Source organism: Flavobacterium sp. N1994, from assembly GCF_025947145.1.
Lineage (GTDB): Bacteria > Bacteroidota > Bacteroidia > Flavobacteriales > Flavobacteriaceae > Flavobacterium.
In genome coordinates, this window is the sequence record NZ_CP109999.1 from 1,963,774 (window position 1) to 1,985,656 (window position 21,883).

Here is a 21,883-nt window from a genome sequence, read left to right on the forward strand (position 1 = left end):
AGACCGCTTTACTGAAAGAGGCAAGACCGCTTCGCTCAAAGAAAAATAATTATTCTTCTCTTGCTTCTTGCTTCTTGTTTCTTGCTTCTAAAATCTTTCCCCCAACTACAGCTACAATTTCTCCTTTTGGAGGTTTAGCTTCAAAATGATTGAGCACTTCTTGTGCTGTTCCTCGTATGGTTTCTTCGTGTAATTTGGATAATTCTCTAGAAACAGAGACAGGTCTGTCAGCACCAAAATACTGAACAAATTCGGCTAAAGTCTTTACTAATTTATGAGGAGAAACATAGAAAATCATGGTTCTGTTTTCTTCGGCTAAAGCCAAATATCTGGTCTGTCTTCCTTTCTTTTCGGGTAAAAATCCTTCGAATACAAATCGGTCATTAGGTAAACCGCTATTCACTAAAGCGGGTACAAATGCAGTTGCACCAGGTAAACAATCGACTTCAATATTGTTTTCTACACAGGCTCGGGTTAATAAAAATCCGGGGTCAGAAATGGCTGGAGTTCCTGCGTCTGAAATTAATGCTATGGTTTCGCCAGCTTGCAAACGCTTAATCAGATTTTCAACGGTTTTGTGTTCGTTGTGCATGTGATGGCTGTGCATGTGCGTGGCGATATCGTAATGTTTGAGGAGTTTGCCACTAGTTCTTGTGTCTTCTGCCAAAATTAAATCCGCTTCTTTCAAAACTTTAATCGCTCTGAAAGTCATGTCTTCAAGGTTGCCAATAGGCGTTGGAACTATATAAAGTTTGGCCATTTATTGGAATTTTTTCTCCACAATTTCCATAAAGCGTTCGATGTAATCTTCTTCACCCACCCAATAGTTGTAATCAGGAATCACCATTTCGTTGATGAAATTTTTGGCTTCTTCAAACGTATCAAATGTATTCAATTGAGAAATCACTCTATTAAAATCTTCATTGCTATCGTTAAAAAGATGTTGCACAAAACCAATTCTGTCGTTCAATCCAATGGCGATTGATTTTGAGTGCCCTTCGTTTATAGTAGTTGCTTTTGGTTCTTCTTTAATCTCACTTACTTTTTCACTTTCTGTTGATTCTGTTCCAAATAAAGAAACTTCATTAGGTTTTACAAAAACAGGGTCTTTATAATCTCCTAAAAAATCTTCAAGAGCTACTGGTTTATCTTCTGGTTTTACTTCAGAAGCTGTTTCTGCTGGTTCTATTTCTTCTTCTTCTTCAACCTCTAATTCAAAAATAGGCTTGAAAGAGGGTTCAGGAACAACAACTGGTTCTTCTTCTTCAGCAACTGGTTCTTCTTCTACTGCAGGTTCTTCCTCAGTTAAAACTTCCTCTTCTTCTATGGTGGCTTCTGGTTCTTCTGAAACAATTACTTCTTCTTCCGTCTCAGGTTCTGGTGCTGCTTCAGCTTCTAAAACTACTTCTGGTGCTGCTTCCACTTCCACTATTGGTTCTATTATCTCTTCCTTCACTTCCACCACTGGAGCTGGAGCTTCTTCCGCTTCAAGAGATTGTTCTAGTTTTTCTTCTAAAACGTCTTCAGTCACATCTGATTTTACCGATTCAAAATTGTCTTGATAAAATTTTAAAACAGACAAGGTTTCGTATAATTTTTGAGTTTCTTTATACAATTGGTCGACTTCCGACTTGTTTTTTAGCTTTAAAATTCGGTGCGCAATGCTGATTAATTCGGATTCTAATCTTTTTTTCATCTTGTTTTGAAATTGCTATGCTTTAGTTAATTTTCTCCTTAGCCATTTATTTAATCATGGGAAGAAGTTACCTTAATTAAAAATTTTCTACATTTGAATCGACGTAAAAATAGGAAAAATTTAAGTCGTTTGGTTTCCGTCACAAAGTAATAAAAACTATTCATTTTTAGCGCAAGAAAAATACAAAATGTTTCTCGAAAATACAGTAAATCATAAAGAGCAATTTGGTTGGATTGAAGTCATCTGCGGTTCGATGTTTTCGGGTAAAACCGAAGAGCTAATCAGACGATTAAAAAGAGCCCAATTTGCCAAACAAAAGGTAGAAATTTTCAAACCTTCTATCGATACGCGTTACGATGAAGAAATGGTTGTTTCGCACAACAAAAATGAAATTCGTTCTACTCCAGTTCCTGCCGCCGCTAATATTAGAATTTTAGCCCAAGGTTGTGATGTGGTGGGTATTGATGAAGCACAGTTTTTTGATGACGAAATTGTAGCCGTTTGTAATGACTTAGCCAATTCTGGAATTCGAGTAATCATCGCTGGTTTAGACATGGATTTTAAAGGAAATCCTTTCGGACCCATGCCTGCTTTAATGGCTACTGCCGAATATGTAACCAAAGTACACGCTGTGTGTACAAGAACCGGAAATTTAGCGCATTACAGTTTCCGAAAAAACGATAATGACAAACTCGTTATGTTAGGCGAAACCGAAGAATACGAACCGTTAAGCCGTGCCGCCTATTTCAACGCCATGCGCCAAAACATGGAAGTCAAAGACCCTGAACATCTGTCCAAAGACGGAAAATAACCTCTCATCGTGACACTAACCATCCGAAATATTATTCCCATCATCAAAGCCAATTGGGTTGGTTTAAATGATGTGGCGGTAATCGATTATATTTCCATCGATAGCCGCTCATTACAGAACGATGAAAACACCTTATTCTTTGCACTTTCCGGACCTAATCATGACGGTCATCTATACATAGAAGAATTGATTCAGAAAGGCGTTCACCATTTTGTAGTAACCCAAATTCCTGAAAACGTTAAAGGCAAAGCCAATTTTTTACTAGTAGAAAACACACTCGAAGCGCTTCAGAAGTTTGCTGCCTTTTACCGCAGTCAATTTGATTTCCCCGTTATCGGAATTACAGGAAGCAACGGAAAAACCATCATCAAAGAATGGCTAAATTTTCTGTTAAGCCCCGATTTCAATATAATTCGAAGTCCGAAAAGTTACAACTCACAAGTGGGTGTTCCGCTGTCTATTTTAGGCATCAATGAAAAGCACAATCTCGGCATTTTTGAAGCTGGAATTTCGCAAATGCACGAAATGGAAAAACTGCAAAGGATTATCCAACCCACCATTGGGATACTCTCTAATATTGGTTCGGCACATGATGAAGGGTTTTCAAGCGTTGCCGATAAAATAAAAGAAAAACTCAAACTTTTTATTTCAGTCAACGTACTGATTTTAAATAAAAACAAAACCATTTGCGCTTTCGTGAACCCCAAAATAAAACTCTTCAGTTGGTGTTCCGATGATAAAAGTGCAGATGTCTTTATCACCAAAAAAAACATAGGGGAACTTACCGAATTACAAGTTACTTACAGAGAAGATACTTTCCCGATTACGATTCCTTTTCAAGATCAAGCCTCAGTAGAAAATGCCATTCACTGTATGATGGTCATGCTCTATTTTGGATACAATCAAAAAGTAATTCAAACTAGAATGGCCCAATTGTATCCCGTTGAAATGCGACTTAAAGTAAAAAACGGAATCTACAATTGTACGCTTATAGACGACAGTTATAGCTCTGATTTCCAATCGTTGAAAATTGCGCTAGACTTTCTAGAAAATCAAAAACAACACAAAAAGAAGACCTTAATTCTTTCTGATATTTTTCAAAGTGGTTTAAGTAACGACGAGTTATATTCTCAAGTTTCTCAATTGATTATTTCCAATAAAATTACCCGTGTGATTGGCATTGGAGAAACCATTTCTCAGTATAAAAATAAATTCATCAACAGTGTCTCTTTTAAAAATGTTTCCGAATTTAAAAATGCTTTTGATAATCTGAATTTTGAAAACGAAACCATTTTAATTAAAGGCGCTCGTGATTTTCATTTTGAAGAAATTGTTTCCATCCTCGAAGAGAAAACACATGAAACCGTTCTAGAAATTAACCTAAATGCTATCAGTCATAACCTGAATTTTTTCAAATCAAAGTTAAAACCTAAAACCAAAATGATGGTCATGGTTAAAGCCTTTGGTTACGGAAATGGTGGTTTTGAAATTGCCAAATTGCTTGAACATCATAAAGTAGATTATCTTGGTGTGGCTTTCGCCGATGAAGGAATTTCACTGAAAAATGCTGGAATCTCTGTGCCCATTATGGTGTTAAATCCAGAGACGACGAGTTTTGCAGCTATTATTCAACATCGTTTAGAACCCGAGATTTATTCAATCAAAGGATTAAAAAGCTTTTTAAAAATTGCCGAACAAAAGAAACTAAAACATTTCCCAATCCATATCAAAATAGATACAGGCATGCACCGCCTAGGATTTGAAGAAGAAAATATAACCGATTTAATCCAAATTCTAAAAGGCAACGAAACGGTACAAATCAAAAGCATCTTGTCACACATGGCAACGAGTGATGATTTAAAACACGATTCTTTTTCAAAATCTCAAATTGCCTTATTCGAAAAACTGTCTTCCAAATTGATGGCTGAACTCAACATAAAACCTATTCGCCATATTTTAAATACATCGGGCATTACCAATTATACCGAAGCACAATACGATATGGTCCGTTTAGGTATTGGACTTTACGGAATTTCCAACGATTCCGAAGAACAAAAAGAATTGCAAATTGTCGGCACCTTAAAATCGGTGATTTCCCAAATTAGAACTATCGATGCTAATGAAAGTGTAGGCTATGGCAGAAGGTACATGGCTACTGAAGCCACAAAAATTGCCACCATCCCTATTGGTTATGCAGACGGTATCAGTAGAGCTTGGGGCAATGGTGTTGGCTATGTTTTGATTAACAATAAACCTGCCAAAATTGTAGGAAGTGTCTGTATGGACATGCTAATGGTTAACGTAACTGACATTGATTGCAAAGAAGGTAACACCGTTATCATTTTTGGTGAAAACCCAACCGTAAACTTCATGGCAAAACAATTGAATACTATTCCTTACGAAATCATAACCAGTATATCGCAACGGGTTAAACGTGTATTTTTTAGAGAATAATTTAAAAATTGTTTTCAAATGTTAAAATTTTCTATAATTTAGTTATCAATTAACCAAATAAAACAAAATAATTATGGGATTTTTTAGCGATTTCAAAGCGTCACTAATGAAAGGCGACGTATTAAGTTTAGCAACAGCGGTAGTAATCGGTGGTGCTTTCGGAAAAATTGTAGGTTCTGCAGTGGATGATTTGATTATGCCACTTGTGGGTTTAATTACTGGAGGCATTGATTTTACCTCGAAATTTATCTCTTTAAATGGACAGAGTTATGAGAATTTAGAAGCTGCCAAAAAAGCGGGGGCTTCCGTTATGACTTATGGAAATTTTGTTCAAGCAGTCATTAATTTTATCATTATTGCTTTCTTTATTTTTGTGGTTTTAAGAGCTGCTGAAAAAGCTAAAAAGAAAGAAGAAGCGGCACCTGCTGCTCCAGCTGGACCTTCACAAGAAGAATTACTTACTCAAATTAGAGATTTGTTGAAAAAATAATACCGCTACATTATATATTCTTAACCAAACCGCTTCATACTTGAGGCGGTTTTTCTTTTTTAGGAGCACAACGTTTATTTTATTTAGGATAATCCCTCCCGCTATCCGCTTTACTTCGGTGCCGCTTCTATCGGGGCTAAAGAGGACGTTTATGTTTCTTTAGTTCGATAAAAATACCTGACTGCCACCGGCAGTCCTCCTCTTAATATCAAATTATCGGGGCTAACGACAACGTTATCTGCATTTTCAGATTTTTTCTTTTTTCTTTCTTCTTTGCTCTATTTTCTTTTTTCTACATACTTTTGTACTTCAAAAATATAAATCGATATAAATATGAAAGTTGCTGTTGTTGGCGCAACCGGAATGGTTGGCGAAGTAATGCTTAACGTTTTAGCTGAAAGAAATTTTCCAGTTACCGAATTAATTCCTGTGGCTTCTGAAAAATCAGTAGGAAAAGAAATTGAATTCAAAGGAAAAAAATACAAAGTAGTGGGGCTACAAACCGCAGTAGATATGAAAGCTGATATTGCTTTGTTTTCAGCTGGTGGACAAACATCACTTGATTGGGCACCAAAATTTGCCGCTGCTGGAACCACCGTTATCGATAATTCTTCTGCATGGAGAATGGATCCAACAAAAAAACTAATAGTCCCAGAGATCAATGCTTCTGAATTAACGAAAGAAGACAAAATCATAGCCAATCCTAACTGTTCTACGATTCAAATGGTAATGGTTTTAGCGCCTTTGCACAAAAAATACAATATCAAACGTGTCATTGTTTCCACTTACCAATCCATTACTGGAACTGGTGTAAAAGCAGTACAACAATTAGAAAACGAATACGCTGGTGTTCAAGGAGAAATGGCGTATAAATATCAAATTCATCGCAATGCTATTCCACAATGCGACAGCTTTGAAGAAAACGGATACACCAAAGAAGAAATGAAATTGGTTCGTGAAACTCAAAAAATTATTGGCGACAAATCCATAGCCGTTACTGCTACAGCTATCCGAATCCCTGTTGTGGGCGGTCATAGTGAAGCGGTGAACGTAGAGTTCTCCAATGATTTTGATGTGAATGAAGTTCGCAATATTCTACATCATACCGATGGCGTTGTTGTTCAGGATAATAATGATTCTTATACTTATCCTATGCCATTATATGCTCAAGGAAAAGACGATGTGTTTGTAGGTAGAATTCGTCGTGATGAAAGTCAACCCAATTCATTAAACATGTGGATTGTATCTGACAACTTGAGAAAAGGTGCTGCTACAAATACGATTCAAATTGCTGAATATTTAGTAGCAAATAAATTAGTGTAATAGATTTCCGCCTACGCGGAAATGACAAAATAGAAATCCGTTTGGTTTTTGCAAATCCTAAAATTTGTTAAAATCAAACGGTTTTTCTTTGAGCATCCCTTACATTTGTATGCGATGAAAAACAAAATCTCCATAATAAGTATATCCTTTACCATCATGGTAATGGGAGCTCTTTTATTGCAATCCTTGCACTCCTTTCATCACCTAGAAAAACATATTGCCGAAAAAAAGTGTCATCATAAATACACTTTAAACCAATCCGAAATCAATCATCAACATCACGATTTTGATCATTGTTTCGTTTGCGAATTTGCGCTAAGCAATTATACTCCTACCCATTTTTACTCTTTTGATTTCAGTAAAACAGAAGTTCTTTCTTCGTATACTTTTTGCTATTCTAAAGAAATAACCCAATCGTTTCGTGGTGCCCTCTTTGCACTTCGAGCTCCTCCCAAGATTATTGTTTAACTGTTTTGCCAATCTTTTGGCTAAAAATTTTTACAATAATTAAAATCGAAAAACATGAAATTATTTTATGTCGCCTTAGTATTAGGGTGCTCCTGCTTTATGACAGCACAAAACAAAATCTCTGGAATTATTTCTGATAAAGAGAACAAACCCTTATCAAATGTTATAATTGTCATCCCCGAAATTCATAAAGAAACTATCTCAGATTCGGATGGAAAATATACTTTAGACAATTTACCGAATGGTTCTTTTAAAACTGTCTATTCGTTAGTAGGCTATTCCACCAAAATACTTTCTATCGCTATTTCAGAAAAAGAAAGTACCCAAAACATTACGTTAGAAGACAATATTGTCCACATGGATGAAGTGATAGTTTCGACTGCTTTCAACAAATTGCAATCGCAAAACGTCATGAAAGTGGAACACCAAAGCGTCAAATCGCTGCAACAAAAAGGAGCAGCAACACTAATTGAAGGCTTAGCAACAATTCCAGGAGTTTCTCAAGTTTCTACTGGAACATCCATTGGGAAACCAGTAATTCGGGGATTAAGTGGCAACCGTGTATTGGTCTATTCACAAGGGGTGCGATTGGAAAACCAACAATTTGGTGAAGAACACGGATTAGGGTTGAATGATGCTGGTGTAGAAAGTGTAGAAGTGATTAAAGGGCCAGCTTCTTTACTTTATGGCTCTGATGCTCTCGGTGGTGTTTTGTATTTCAATCCAGAAAAATTTGCTAATCCGCAAGAATTTAAAGCTGATTTCAGTCAACGTGTTTTTTCTAATACTCTAGGAAGCAATACCTCGTTAGGATTAAAAACATCAACCGAAAACTGGAAATTTTTAGCGCGAGGAAGCTTCAACACTCATGCTGATTATCAAATACCCGATGGTGACAGAGTGACCAATACACGCTACAATGAAACCGATTTGAAAACTGGGATTGGGTATAGCAACTCTAGTTTTTCTAGTGTGTTGCGATACAATTTTAATCGATTAGATTTAGGAATTCCAGAAAACGGAATAGGTGAACAATCTACAAACCATTCTACGGTTTATCCTAAACAAGCAGTGAACAATCATATTTTAAGTCTGCACAATAATTTTTATTTCAAAAACTCAAAACTCGATGCCGACTTAGGTTATATTTTTAATGATCGAAGTGAATTTGAAGACAGCAATGTAGCTTCTTTACACATGAAATTAAGAACAGTAAACTATGATTTGAAATACTATTTGCCAAAATTGGGAAAAATAGAAACTATCGTTGGTCTTCAAGGAATGCATCAAACCAACACTAATTCGGGAGAAGAATTACTTATTCCTGACGCTACTACAAATGATTTCGGAGTTTTTGGGACAGCCAATTATGAATTCGGAAAAAATGTTTTACAAGCGGGATTGCGTTTTGACAATAGAAAAGTTGCTTCTGAAACCTATGGAATAGTTGGTCAAGAAGGTTATTTTGAAGCCATTGATAAAAGTTTTAATAGTTTTAATGCTTCGTTAGGTTACAAAACCAATTTGGCAGATGATTTTACTCTCCGCTTGAATATCGCTTCTGGTTTTAGAGCGCCGAATTTAGCTGAATTAACTTCCAACGGAGTTCATGAAGGTAGTAATCGTTACGAAATTGGAAATTCCAACTTAAAAAACGAACAGAATTTACAAACCGATTTGAATTTGGAATACAAAAGTTCTCATTTTGAATTATTTGCCAATGGTTTTTATAATCACATCAACAATTACATTTTTATATCTCCCAATGGAAATATCATTGATGGCAACAATGTATACGATTATGTTCAAGCCAATGCAAAATTATATGGTGGCGAAGCAGGCATTCATTTTCATCCTCATCCATTAGATTGGTTGCATTTAACTAGTAGTTTTGAAACTGTCATTGGTAAAAAAGATGATGGCAGTAATTTACCTTTAATTCCTGCCAATAAATGGAACAACAATTTACGGGGTGAGTTCAACATCAAAAATTGGTGGAAAGAAGGTTTTGCTACACTTAACATCGAAAGCACTTTTGCTCAAAACAACAACAGTGAATTTGAAACTCGAACTAATGATTACACTATAATTAATATAGGTTTAGGCGGAAAAATTACGATCAACAAAACAACATTCAACATTAATTTGAATACCAATAATTTATTTGATAAAACCTATGTTTCTCACTTATCTAGATTAAAATCGGATGGAATTCCTAATATTGGTAGGAATATTGTTTTGGGGGTAACCTTTACTATCTAAAATTGATTAATTTCTAAAAAATTTATTCATTGTTTATAATTACAACAAAATTTTAAACAATAAAGTGTTTTTAATGTAAATAATTTGTCCTATTTTTACGTTATTACTAATTAAAAATCAACTTATATGAATTCAATGTTTACGAAAATCGTTAGATTAGCTTTAGGATTAGCTTTAGTTGTTTTTGGAGCTAATATGATTCATCATTTTATCCCAATGGATCAACCAGATGGCACTACTGCTGCTGGACAATTCATGAATTCACTTGGTGCAACTGGTTACATTTTTCCAGTTGTTGGGGCATTAGAAGTCCTTATTGGTGTAATGTTATTATTAAAAAAATGGGTTGCTTTTGCTTTAATATTATTAGCGCCAATATCCATTAATATTTTACTATTCCATTTATTTTTAGACATCCCTGGATTATCGGTTGCCCTTTTGGTAATGGTCTTTAATACTATTTTAATATTTAAACATTGGCAACAATACAAGCCTTTATTTTATTAAAAATATTTTTTAAAATAAAAAAGCCGTCCCAATTATTGAGACGGCTTTTTTTTAATATTTTATTTTTCCTAGATGCCGCATCACTTTCATGATTTTATCTTTCCTATTATTTATATAAGGAGAAGAGTTGGATGCCTGAAATTTTCTTGGATTTGGTAAAATAGCCGCAATACCAGCCGCCTCTCTTGGCGTTAAATCTATTGCCGTTTTACTATACCAATGCCTTGACGCTTCCTGTGCACCATAAACTCCATTCCCCATTTCTATGCTATTAAGATACACTTCCATAATGCGTTCTTTGCCCCATATTAGTTCGATCAAAACAGTAAAGTAGGCTTCTAATCCTTTACGGATGTAACTTCTGCCTTGCCACAAGAAAACATTTTTGGCAGTTTGCTGCGAAATGGTACTTCCTCCTTTAAGCTTCTTCCCTTTACTATTATTTTTAAATGCTTTTTGCATGGCTTTAAAATCAAAACCACTGTGTTTTAAAAAGTTTCCATCTTCACTAGCAATCACTGCTTTTTGCAAATTCGGAGAGATTTCTTCAAGCGGAACCCACTTGTGACTATAAATAGCAACATCACCATCTAGTTTAAATTCAATAATCCTTGTAATCATCAAAGGTGTAAACGGAATGGGAACCCATTTGAATAGAATCACCGATAAAATGGAAAGTCCAAAAAACCAAAGCATCGCTTTCCAAATCCAACGAAAAATTTTTCTTATCATAATTTATTTAACTAAATCTGCTAGTTCTTGACCTATTAAACTGCCTATAGCAACCCCCATCCCCCTAATCTAACGCCACAATAAACATTTTTAGATAATTGTTCAACGATAGGTTTTTTTGTCGAACCTAACCCCATAATACCACTCCAACGGTGAGCAATTTTAAATTCGGTATTGGGTAAAATTACTTCTTTTAACAATTCCTCCAAACGATTTTGAATTAATTCTGTTTGACCAAGTTCTGTAGTAGTTTCCGTTTCAAAGGCTAAGTTTCTTCCACCACCTAATAAAATTCTATCATCAATATTCCTAAAATAATAATACCCTTTGTCTATGTGGAAAGTTCCCTTAATCTTCAGATCTAGTATGGGCTCTGTAATCAATACTTGAGCTCTTGCTGGTTTTACTCTATTTTTGGTAAGCTCCTCTGCAAAACCATTGGTAGCAAAGAATAGTTTTTTTGTATCAAAACTAAAATCAGAAAACCCAACTTCTACGCTCTCATTTTTGTCATGAAAGGCAGTAACTTCAACTTGATTCAGAATTAGAATATCGTTTGCAAAGGCTTTTTGCAACAAAGCATTCATCATTTTTCCAGTATCAATATGGGCTTCAAAAGGATTAAAAATAGTATATTCCTGTAGGCCTTGAAAGCCAAAACTATCTGCTTTTTTAGCAAAAACATCATTCTTAAAAAGTGGTCTTAGTAAGTCATTAATATAAGGTAGCTTTTGTAAACAATCTGTGTAAGTACTTTCATCATTCTTTAGAAACAATTCATAACCACCATAAGGCTTTAAATCGATAGCATGATCCCCAAGATTTTTACGCAACAATTGCAAACCATCCCAACGCTTTTGGATTAGTTGAACAACCTCTTCTTCGCTGTGCGATTTTAAATCATCTAGTATTTCCGAAATACTTCCAAAACAAGCAAAACCGGCATTTTTTGTACTAGCCCCTTGAGGCAACATTCCTCTTTCTAAAACCAGTATTTTACTATTTGGGAAACGCTCTCTTAATGCCAAAGCACAATGTAACCCTACAATTCCACTTCCAACAATAGTAAAATCAATATTCGTAAACCAATTTTTGAGTTCCCAATAACTAAGATTCATGCTGTTATTTTTTTTAAAATTAATTTTTTTCAGATAATACTTAGAACAAAATTTAAAATATTTATTATTTTAATACGAATTATACTTATTTTATATTGATATTATAATGTCTAACACCATTGTTTGTTTATTTGTTGATAGTTTTAGCAAATAACTTGATGAAATGACAAAAATAATTTTATTTTTGGTGCACTATTTTTAACAAAACCAATAATTATTATGAAATTTAAATTACTCATTGTTACTTTGTTAGTGGCCTCAAGTTTTTCTTTTGCACAGAACAAAAGCTCAGTGTGGACTGCTACTACAAAAAAGAGTAACATGGTTGCTCTTGAATCAAGAATGCAACTTCCAGAAAAAAACCTTTTTAACTTAGACCTTCTAAGCTTAAAGGCAAGCTTAAGTAATGTACCATCTAGAATGGCAACCTCCAAATCAAACACCATCTTTTCTATTCCAAATGCTGAAGGTGTTTTAGAAAATTATCGTGTTTATGAAAATTCCAATATGGATCCTGCGTTAGCTGCAAGATATCCTGAAATTAAATCTTACATCGGAATCGGAATTGATAACCCAACAGCTAAAGCTTATTTTAGTGTTTCTCCATTAGGTTTCAAATCTATGGTAATTTCTGGTGATAAATCTGCTGTTTTTATCGAGCCTATTTCTGCTGATTTAGGAACTTACACTGTTTATAGAAAATCAGATAAAGCACAATCACTTACTCGTTTTGAGTGTAGCGTTATAGACGTAGCTACTCCACAAGTAAATGCTAGTACTGCAAGACCAAATGCTGACGATGCATTAATGAGAACATTCCGTTTAGCGATGTCTTGTACTGGAGAATACACTACTTATTTTGGTGGAACTAAAGCATTAGCCTTAGCAGCAATCAATAATTCCCTAACAAGATGTAATGGCGTTTTTGAAAATGATTTCGGAGCACGTTTGGTTCTTATAGCAAATACCGATTTAGTGATTTATACTAATGCCTCAACAGATCCATATTCAGCAGCAGCTAGTATGTCAAGTTGGAATTCACAATTACAATCAACACTAACTTCTGTCATTGGAGAAGCTAACTACGATATCGGTCACTTATTCGGTGCTTCTGGTGGTGGTGGAAATGCAGGCTGTATCGGTTGTATCTGTGTAAACGGTTCAAAAGGAAGTGGGATCACTTCTCCTGCAGATGGAATCCCTTCTGGAGATAATTTCGATATTGATTACGTAGCGCACGAAATGGGTCACCAAATGGGTGCTAACCATACTTTCACTCACAGTAATGAAGGAAGTGGTGTTCAAATGGAACCAGGCTCAGGATCAACTATCATGGGATATGCTGGTATTACTTCATTAGACGTTCAACCTCACTCGGATCCATTTTTCCACGCCGTTAGTATCCAACAAGTAACTAACAACATTAAAGCCAAAACTTGCTCGATAAACATTGCTACTGGAAATGCTATTCCAACAGCAAACGCAGGTTTAGATTATACTATCCCTAAAAGTACTCCATTCATGCTAACAGCTTCTGCTACTGATGCTAATGGAGACGCTCTTACCTATAACTGGGAAGAAATGGACAACCAAACTACTTCTGCTGCACCAAGTGCTACTAAAACAACTGGAGTAGATTTCAGATCTTATAATTCTTCAGCTTCTCCAACGAGATATTTCCCAAGAATGGCTTCCGTTTTAACAGGAGCAACAACAACAGCTGGAACTGAACTTACTGTAGAAGCTCTACCATCTGTAGCTAGAACATTAAACTTTAGAGTAACCGTTCGTGATAATCACGCTGGTGGACCTGCTAATAATAGTGACGATATGATTGTTACTGTTAATGCAACTGCTGGACCTTTTAGCGTAACTTCTCCAAATACTGCTGTTTCTTATGCTGGAGGAAGTTCTCAAACAGTAACTTGGGCTGTAGCAGGGACAACGGCAAACGGCGTAAACTGCGCTAATGTTGATATTCTTTTATCTACTGATGCAGGAAATACTTGGTCTACTTTATTAGCGGCTACTCCAAATGACGGAACAGAAGCAGTTACTATTCCAAATACTCCTGGAACAACAAACAGAATCATGGTAAAAGGAACAAATCATATTTTCTTTGACGTTTCTAATGCTAACTTCACAATTACAGCTGGTTCAACTGATACAGTAGCTCCAACTGCTCCAACTTTATCTGCTTCAGGAACTACTCAAACTACAACAAATTTATCTTGGTCTGGTGCTACTGATAACGTAGCCGTTACAAGTTATGATGTATATAAAGATGGTGTTTTATTAGGATCAACTGCTTCAACATCTTTTGTTGTCTCTGGTTTAGCTAATACTACTACTTATGTTTTCACAGTTAAAGCTAAAGATGCTGCAGGTAATGCTTCAGCTGCAAGTAACGCAGTTAGTGTAACTACATTAGCTCCTGCTCCTGATACAACAGCTCCAACAGCTCCTACATTATCAGCTTCTGGAACTACTTTAACTTCTACCGTTTTATCTTGGTCAGGTGCTACGGATAACGTTGCAGTAACTGGATATGACGTATACCAAGGTGGAGTATTAAAAACTTCAACTACTTCAACTACACTTACAGTAACTGGATTGTCATCTTCTACAGCTTATACATTCTATGTACAAGCTAAAGATGCTGCTGGAAATATTTCTCTAGCAAGTAATACCGTTACAGTAACCACCTTAACTCCTGATACAACGGTACCAACGACACCAACATTATCAGCTTCTGGAACTACTGCAACTACAACTAATCTTTCTTGGACTGGTGCTACTGATAACGTAGCCGTAACTGGATATGACGTATATAAAGGTGGCGTTTTCTTAGCTTCAACTACAACGGCTTCTTATGCTGTAACTGGCTTAACTGCTTCTACAGCTTACACTTTCACAGTAAGAGCTAAAGATGCTGCAGGAAATGCTTCTCCAGATAGTAACTCAGTAAGTGTAACAACTCTTGCTAATACAGTAACCTATTGTGCTTCTACATCAAGTATCACTACGGATGAAAGAATCGGAAAAGTGGTTTTCGGAACCATTAGCAATACTTCAACAGGAACTGCAGGTTATGAAAATTTCACAGCGCTTTCAACAAATGCCGTTAGAGGTACTGCTTACACTATCACAATTACACCAACATGGACTAGCACAGTATACAAAGAAGGATATGCTGTTTGGATTGACTACAACGGAAATGGTGTATTCACTGATGCTGGAGAAAAAGTTTGGACAAAAGCGGCTTCTACAACAACTCCTGTAAGCGGAACATTTACTATTCCAACTACCGCTACTTTAGGGGCAACAAGAATGAGAGTACAAATGAGTTACAATGCCACTCCTACTTCTTCTTGTCAGTCTATCACTTACGGTCAAGTAGAAGATTATACAGTAAACATCACAGCTACTGCTAGAATTGATGAAACTGCTAACACTGGAATTTCATTCAATCTTTATCCTAATCCTGTAAAAGGAGATATGTTAAACATCTCTAATCTTGAAGCTCCTTCAACTTACAGAATCTTCAATATGATGGGGCAAGAATTAGGAAATGGTAAAATTGAAAATGATGCAATTTACGTGGGTGGATTAAAAACAGGAACGTTCTTAATCGAAGTATCTAACGGATCTTCATCTACAACAAAACGTTTTATCAAAGAATAATTTTTTATAAAAACTTAAAAGCCATACTTTTCAGTATGGCTTTTTTTGTTAATTAATTTTGCTACTTTTAGACCTTCAATAAATTATCATACCAAAATGAAAAAACTCCTTTTATTAATCATTAGTACAATGAGCATAACCGCATCAGCACAACAAGTTTTATCTCCAGAAGGATTATGGAAAATTGGCAGAGTATCTCCTCTCGGAATTTCTAAAGACGGAAAATCTATTGTCTACAAAGTAGCATCTCCTTCCGTAGAAGAAAATAAATCGAATTCCAAATTCTATACTATACCCGTAACTGGCGGAACTGCAGTAGAAGTTAAAGAAGAACAAACCAAAGAATTACTAAACGATAAAAACGTTTCCCCTGACGGAAAATATATCCTTTCCAATCAAGAAGTGAAAACCGAAAACGTATTAGGAAAAGATTTTTATCCCGAATTAGACAAATCAGAAGCTCAAATCTACGACGGACTAGATTACCGCCACTGGGATACCTGGAATAACGGAACGCATAACCATGTTTTCTTCGCTATCAACAAACAGAATGCTGAGCCTGTAGACATCATGAAAGGGGAACCATACGATGCTCCTCAAAAACCTTTTGGCGGCGATGAAGATTATATTTGGTCTCCCAACAGTAAAAGCATAATCTATGTTTCCAAAAAGAAATTCGGTACTGCCTATGCAATCTCTACGAATACCGATTTGTATGAATACAATATCGAAACAAAAACCACAAAAAATCTAACCGAAAACAATCCTGGTTATGATACTAATCCTGCCTTTTCTCCAAATGGCGATTTAACCTGGTTACAAATGAAACGCGATGGCTACGAAGCGGATAAAAACGACATCATCGTTAGTTTCAAAGGAATGAACATGAATCTAACTGCTAACTGGGATGGTTCTGTAGAAAGTTTTAAATGGAGTCCCGACGGTAAAAAAGTATATTTTACGGCAGCCGTTGACGGAACGCTACAAGTATTTGAAGTAAATTTCCCAGGCCTAACCAAAATAGCCGTTACCGTAAAACAAGTAACCAATGGTGATTTTGATGCACATGATATAGTAGGTTTCTCTGGAGATAATATCATCATTTCAAGAACCGATATGAATCATGCCGCAGAAATTTATGCCTATAACCAAAAGAAAAAAGCATTCACGCAATTAACCAAAACCAATGACGAGTTCTACGCCAAATTAAACTTACCAAAATTCGAGAGAAGATACGTAAACACTACCGATGGTAAAAAAATGTTAGTGTGGGTCATTCTACCTCCTAATTTTGATAAAACCAAAAAATATCCAACCCTATTATATTGCCAAGGCGGACCTCAATCTCCTTTAACACAGTTCTACTCTTTCCGTTGGAATTTCTCTTTAATGGCTTCTCAAGGCTATATTGTAGTAGCTCCTAACAGAAGAGGAATGTACGGACATGGTCAAGAATGGAACGAACAAATCTCTAAAGACTGGGGCGGACAAGTAATGAACGATTACCTTTCCGCTATTGATGATGTGGCCAAAGAAAACTATGTAGATAAAGCTCGTTTAGGATGTGTTGGCGCAAGCTATGGTGGATATTCTGTATTCTATCTTGCCGGAATCCACAACAACCGTTTCAAAACTTTTATCGCTCATGACGGTGTATTCAACACACAAAGCATGTTCGGAACTACAGAAGAAGTGTTCTTCAACAACTGGGATTTCGGTGGCAATTATTGGGATAAAAATAATACGGTGGCCCAAAAAGCATACAACCAATTCAATCCTATCAACTTCGTAGACAAATGGAACACGCCAATCCTTATCGTACAAGGAGGTAAAGATTACCGTGTGCCAATAGGACAAGCGCAAGAAGCCTTCCAAGCAGCTCAACTACGCGGCATAAAAAGTCGTCTACTTTACTTACCCGAAGAAAACCACTGGGTACTAAAACCTCAAAACGCCATAGTGTGGCAACGCGAGTTTTACAAATGGTTGAAAGAAACTTTATAATAAGCAATCCCATTAGTTTTGATAGTAAGAGGATAACGGAAATTCGGTTTTACAATCCCGTTAGATTTGATAGTAAGAGGTAATGTCCGGTGGACATTCGGTTTTAAAATCCCGTTAGGGATTAAATATCGGTAGAAAAACAATCCATCAAATCACAAAAATCCCGTAGGGATGATATAAAATAAACTACAAAAAGCCCAACTCAATCATAAGTTGGGCTTTTTGTTTCTATTATAAGTATATCCTTCAGTTCGAGTGATTTTGACAAAGTCAAAATGGAATCAAGAACCTTCAATCATTCTTATTTTGCTAATTTACATTCGAGTTTATACAATTTAATTTCAAGTTTTAATACAACAAATTCTAGTTCATTATAAAAAATTTCATAACTGTTACTCCTCACTACTAGTTTGTAAATAAAAATTACTATAGTATACAAGCTCACTACTAATTTATTCAAAAACAGTACGTTTTTTTAAATAATTAATGTTAGTTAATACAACTTTATTCCCTCTTTATAAAAGCCTTTCAACAATTTGGCACACAATTTGATATTTCTCAAACAATCAAATAACACTAAAACTAATCATCATGCTATTCCTAAACATTACCGAAGTATGTAAGGTCCGCCAAATCGAAAGACCATATTCCTTTTTAGTCAAAGTGGGTATATCTCCACACACTGCCAGTGATATTGTAAAAGGGTATTCGCGATCCATCCGAATGGACCACATTGAGAAGATATGCGAAGCACTGCACTGTGAACCTAGCGACCTATTTGCATACAAACCAGACAACACTAACAAACTAGCCAAAAACCATCCGCTAAATAAACTAATCCAAAAAACTAACGATGTCAATTTACAGCAACTGCTCAAAACAATACCGCTCGAAAAACTAAAAGAATTTGCAGAGTCTGTTAAAAACTCCAAAGAAGAATAAAGTAAAACCGTCAGTTCGAGTGGTTTTTACGAAGTACAAATGGTATCGAGAACCTATATAAAAAAAGCCCCGCTTCTCAGCAGGGCTTCCTATTTATTCCGGATCGTTCATCTTAAAACTCTCCATAAATTTCGTAGTATAATTTCCAGCCACATAATCTGGTTCATCCATCAACTGTCTGTGAAACGGAATCGTAGTTTTAACACCTTCAATGTAAAACTCATCCAAAGCACGCTTCATCTTATTGATAGCTTCTTCTCTAGTTTGTGCTGTAGTAATCAACTTAGCAATCATAGAGTCATAGTTTGGCGGAATCGTATAACCCGCGTAAACGTGAGTATCTAAACGCACTCCATGACCTCCTGGCGCATGCAAAACCGTAATCTTACCTGGCGAAGGACGAAAATCATTATAAGGATCCTCAGCATTAATACGACATTCAATCGAGTGCAACTGTGGTAAATAATTTTTACCCGAAATAGGCACTCCAGCCGCCACTAATATCTGCTCGCGAATCAAATCATAATCAATAACTTGCTCCGTAATAGGATGCTCCACTTGGATACGCGTATTCATCTCCATAAAATAGAAATTTCTATGCTTATCCACTAAGAACTCCACCGTTCCAGCGCCTTCATATTTAATAAATTCTGCCGCTTTAACTGCAGCTTCACCCATCTTGTGACGCAATTCATCAGTCATAAAAGGAGACGGAGTCTCCTCAGTCAATTTTTGATGACGACGTTGAACAGAACAATCTCTTTCTGATAAGTGACAAGCTTTTCCATAAGAATCACCCACTACTTGTATTTCAATATGACGAGGCTCTTCAATCAATTTCTCTAAATACATCCCATCATTCCCAAAAGCAGCCGCCGATTCTTGACGAGCACCTTCCCAAGCTTTGAGTAAATCCTCTTCTTTCCAAACCGCACGCATTCCTTTTCCACCACCACCAGCTGTTGCTTTCAACATCACAGGATAACCCATCTCTTTAGAAAGTCTTTGGGCTTCTTCAAATGATTCTAATAAACCTTCAGAACCAGGAACACACGGAACTCCAGCAGCTTTCATAGTAGCTTTTGCCGAAGCTTTATCTCCCATTCTATCAATCATCTCAGGCGAAGCACCAATAAATTTGATACCATGCTCTTGACAAATTTTAGAAAACTTAGCATTTTCAGATAGAAAACCATAGCCAGGATGAATAGCATCTGCATTAGTAATTTCAGCAGCCGCTATGATATTTGACATCTTTAAATAAGAAAGATTACTTGGAGGAGGACCAATACAAACCGCTTCGTCAGCAAATTTAACGTGCAAACTCTCAGCATCCGCTGTAGAATAAACCGCTACGGTTTTAATGCCCATTTCACGACAAGTTCTAATAACGCGAAGCGCTATTTCTCCTCTATTGGCAATTAATATTTTTTTAAACATCTTATGATTATTTTAAATTATAAATTATAAATTTTAAATGATTTAATTGAATTATGAAGAAATTCATAATTCAAAATTTAAAATTTAAAATAATTATGAAGGGTCAACTAAGAATAAAGGTTGATCAAACTCTACTGGTGACATATCATCAACCAAAATTTTAACGATTTTTCCGGAAATTTCAGCTTCAATTTCGTTAAATAATTTCATAGCCTCAACCACACAAAGAACATCTCCTTTACCAATAGTACTACCCACTTCAACAAAAACAGGTTTGTCTGGTGATGGTTTACGATAGAACGTTCCAATCATCGGTGATTTTATAGTAACATATTTTGAATTATCATCAGCAGTAGGAGCAGCAGTAACCGGAGCGGCAGCAACTGGAGCAGCAGCAGGAGCAGCTATAGCTTGTTGCATTGGTGCTTGTTGTACATAAGTTATATCGTGAGAGTTACCTTCTAATGTAGTTCTGATGGTAATCTTTATATCGCCCGTTTCTAATTTCACTTCTGCAACTCCAGAATTGGATACAAATTTGATTAGGTTTTGAATTTCTTTTAAATCCATAATTAGTTAGTTTTAGATTAGTTTTATTGTTTGTTGTATGCCCATTTCAAGTAGATAGAACCCCACGTGAATCCACCACCAAATGCTGCAAAAATTAAATTATCTCCTTTTTTAAGTTTATCTTCAAAATCACTCAACAACAAAGGCAATGTTGCTGAGGTAGTATTTCCATATCTATGGATGTTTACCAATACTTTATTTTCATCCAGTCCCATTCTACTGGCAGTAGCATCAATGATTCTTTTATTTGCTTGGTGGGCAATTAACCAATTCACATCATCTTTAGTAAGATTGTTACGTTCCATGATTTTCTCACTCACATCAGCCATTCCTGAAACTGCATATTTAAAAACGGTTTTACCATCTTGAAAAACAAAGTGTTGCCCATTAGCAACCGTTTCAGCAGAAGGAGGAAGTATCGATCCACCAGCATCTATTTTAAGATACTCTCTACCAATTCCGTCACTTCTTAAAAACTCATCTTGCAATCCAAGACCTTCAGTATTAGGCTCAAATAAAACAGCTCCTGCTCCATCTCCAAAGATGATACAAGTAGCTCTATCCGTATAATCGATAATAGAAGACATTTTATCAGCCCCAATCAACAATACTTTTTTGTATCTCCCAGATTGAATATAAGCAGCAGCATTTGACATTCCGTAAAGAAAACTAGAACAAGCAGCTTGCAAGTCATAGGCAAAAGCATTTACTGCACCTATTTGAGAAGCCACATAAACTCCCGTAGCAGCTACAGGCATATCTGGCGTAGCAGTGGCCATAATGACTAAGTCTATTTCAGCAGGGTTGATATTGGCTTTAGAAATTAAATCTTGAGCGGCTTTGATAGCCATAAAAGAAGTGCCTTTTCCTTTTTCTTTTAAAAGTCTTCTTTCTTTGATTCCTGTACGAGTGGTAATCCATTCGTCATTGGTATCAACCATGGTTTCCAGTACTTGATTTGAGAGTACAAATTCTGGAACATAGGCTCCAACTGCGGTTATTGCGGCTGTAATTGTAGTCATAAAAGTGGTATTTTTCTAGTCGTTTTTTTCAAAACGAAAAGTTGTGGAAATTACAAAAAAAATTTAAACCTAACTTAATTAGGAGGGGATATTTATTAAATTTCTTAAAACAAAAAACTCCCACAAAGTGAGAGTTTGTTTTGTAAAAAAACTTTAATTAGGCAACAGCTACTGATTTATCAATAACTACTTGTCCTCTGTAATACATTTTACCTTCATGCCAGTAAGCTCTGTGGTATAAATGCGCTTCACCTGTTACAGGACAAGTCGCAATTTGAGCAACAGTTGCTTTATAATGAGTTCTTCTTTTATCTCTTCTTGTTTTGGAGATTTTTCTCTTAGGATGTGCCATTTTACTAT

General features: G+C 35.9%; 17 protein-coding genes and 1 pseudogene. 10 read left to right on the forward strand and 8 right to left on the reverse strand.

Annotation, left to right across the window (positions count from 1 at the left end):
* Positions 1-49: 49 nt before the first annotated feature.
* Complete coding sequence (gene rsmI, locus OLM53_RS08735) at positions 50-760, reverse strand: 16S rRNA (cytidine(1402)-2'-O)-methyltransferase (protein ID WP_264519849.1); 711 nt, start codon at positions 758-760, stop codon at positions 50-52.
* On the reverse strand, positions 761-1,696 hold the full coding sequence (locus tag OLM53_RS08740; RefSeq protein WP_264519850.1) for a hypothetical protein: 936 nt from the start codon (positions 1,694-1,696) through the stop codon (positions 761-763). It lies immediately after the preceding gene.
* Between the two features lie 187 nt (positions 1,697-1,883).
* Here OLM53_RS08740 and OLM53_RS08745 point away from each other — a divergent pair, with 187 nt between their 5' ends.
* The 7 genes from OLM53_RS08745 (at position 1,884) to OLM53_RS08775 (ending at position 10,011) form a co-directional block, all read left to right on the forward strand.
* Positions 1,884-2,507, forward strand: coding sequence for a thymidine kinase (locus OLM53_RS08745; protein WP_264519851.1), 624 nt, complete (start codon positions 1,884-1,886; stop codon positions 2,505-2,507).
* A 9-nt stretch (positions 2,508-2,516) separates the two neighbouring features.
* Positions 2,517-4,961: a bifunctional UDP-N-acetylmuramoyl-tripeptide:D-alanyl-D-alanine ligase/alanine racemase gene (locus tag OLM53_RS08750; protein ID WP_264519852.1), complete on the forward strand. Its 2,445-nt coding sequence runs from the start codon at positions 2,517-2,519 to the stop codon at positions 4,959-4,961.
* A gap of 73 nt (positions 4,962-5,034) precedes the next feature.
* Positions 5,035-5,451: a large conductance mechanosensitive channel protein MscL gene (gene mscL, locus OLM53_RS08755; protein WP_264519853.1), complete on the forward strand. Its 417-nt coding sequence runs from the start codon at positions 5,035-5,037 to the stop codon at positions 5,449-5,451.
* A 333-nt stretch (positions 5,452-5,784) separates the two neighbouring features.
* Positions 5,785-6,774: an aspartate-semialdehyde dehydrogenase gene (locus OLM53_RS08760; RefSeq protein WP_264519854.1), complete on the forward strand. Its 990-nt coding sequence runs from the start codon at positions 5,785-5,787 to the stop codon at positions 6,772-6,774.
* 114 nt (positions 6,775-6,888) lie between these two features.
* Positions 6,889-7,242 (forward strand): hypothetical protein, encoded by a 354-nt coding sequence (locus tag OLM53_RS08765; RefSeq protein WP_264519855.1) that lies wholly within the window; start codon positions 6,889-6,891, stop codon positions 7,240-7,242.
* A 54-nt stretch (positions 7,243-7,296) separates the two neighbouring features.
* On the forward strand, positions 7,297-9,504 hold the full coding sequence (locus tag OLM53_RS08770) for a TonB-dependent receptor (RefSeq protein ID WP_264519856.1): 2,208 nt from the start codon (positions 7,297-7,299) through the stop codon (positions 9,502-9,504).
* Between the two features lie 126 nt (positions 9,505-9,630).
* Positions 9,631-10,011, forward strand: a complete 381-nt coding sequence (locus OLM53_RS08775) for a DoxX protein (protein ID WP_264519857.1) — start codon at positions 9,631-9,633, stop codon at positions 10,009-10,011.
* A gap of 51 nt (positions 10,012-10,062) precedes the next feature.
* On the opposite strand, the gene mtgA is transcribed toward OLM53_RS08775, so the two are convergent.
* Positions 10,063-10,743, reverse strand: a complete 681-nt coding sequence (gene mtgA, locus OLM53_RS08780) for a monofunctional biosynthetic peptidoglycan transglycosylase (protein ID WP_264519858.1) — start codon at positions 10,741-10,743, stop codon at positions 10,063-10,065.
* A gap of 3 nt (positions 10,744-10,746) precedes the next feature.
* Positions 10,747-11,861: pseudogene (locus OLM53_RS08785) on the reverse strand (NAD(P)/FAD-dependent oxidoreductase).
* A gap of 219 nt (positions 11,862-12,080) precedes the next feature.
* Here OLM53_RS08785 and OLM53_RS08790 point away from each other — a divergent pair.
* The 3 genes from OLM53_RS08790 to OLM53_RS08800 all read left to right on the forward strand — a co-directional run bounded on the left by OLM53_RS08790 (position 12,081) and on the right by OLM53_RS08800 (position 18,491).
* Positions 12,081-15,545, forward strand: coding sequence for a reprolysin-like metallopeptidase (locus OLM53_RS08790; protein ID WP_264519859.1), 3,465 nt, complete (start codon positions 12,081-12,083; stop codon positions 15,543-15,545).
* Between the two features lie 96 nt (positions 15,546-15,641).
* On the forward strand, positions 15,642-17,549 hold the full coding sequence (locus tag OLM53_RS08795) for an alpha/beta hydrolase family protein (RefSeq protein WP_264519860.1): 1,908 nt from the start codon (positions 15,642-15,644) through the stop codon (positions 17,547-17,549).
* 591 nt (positions 17,550-18,140) lie between these two features.
* Positions 18,141-18,491 (forward strand): helix-turn-helix domain-containing protein, encoded by a 351-nt coding sequence (locus OLM53_RS08800; protein WP_264519861.1) that lies wholly within the window; start codon positions 18,141-18,143, stop codon positions 18,489-18,491.
* 93 nt (positions 18,492-18,584) lie between these two features.
* On the opposite strand, the gene accC is transcribed toward OLM53_RS08800, so the two are convergent.
* The 4 genes from accC to rpmF all read right to left on the reverse strand — a co-directional run bounded on the left by accC (position 18,585) and on the right by rpmF (position 21,875).
* On the reverse strand, positions 18,585-19,931 hold the full coding sequence (accC, locus tag OLM53_RS08805; RefSeq protein ID WP_264519862.1) for an acetyl-CoA carboxylase biotin carboxylase subunit: 1,347 nt from the start codon (positions 19,929-19,931) through the stop codon (positions 18,585-18,587).
* Between the two features lie 93 nt (positions 19,932-20,024).
* Positions 20,025-20,501 (reverse strand): acetyl-CoA carboxylase biotin carboxyl carrier protein, encoded by a 477-nt coding sequence (gene accB, locus OLM53_RS08810; protein ID WP_264519863.1) that lies wholly within the window; start codon positions 20,499-20,501, stop codon positions 20,025-20,027.
* 23 nt (positions 20,502-20,524) lie between these two features.
* A complete protein-coding gene (locus tag OLM53_RS08815) occupies positions 20,525-21,523 on the reverse strand; it encodes a beta-ketoacyl-ACP synthase III (protein WP_264519864.1) in 999 nt (332 codons plus the stop codon).
* A 157-nt stretch (positions 21,524-21,680) separates the two neighbouring features.
* Positions 21,681-21,875: a 50S ribosomal protein L32 gene (rpmF, locus tag OLM53_RS08820; protein WP_121312109.1), complete on the reverse strand. Its 195-nt coding sequence runs from the start codon at positions 21,873-21,875 to the stop codon at positions 21,681-21,683.
* Positions 21,876-21,883: the final 8 nt, after the last annotated feature.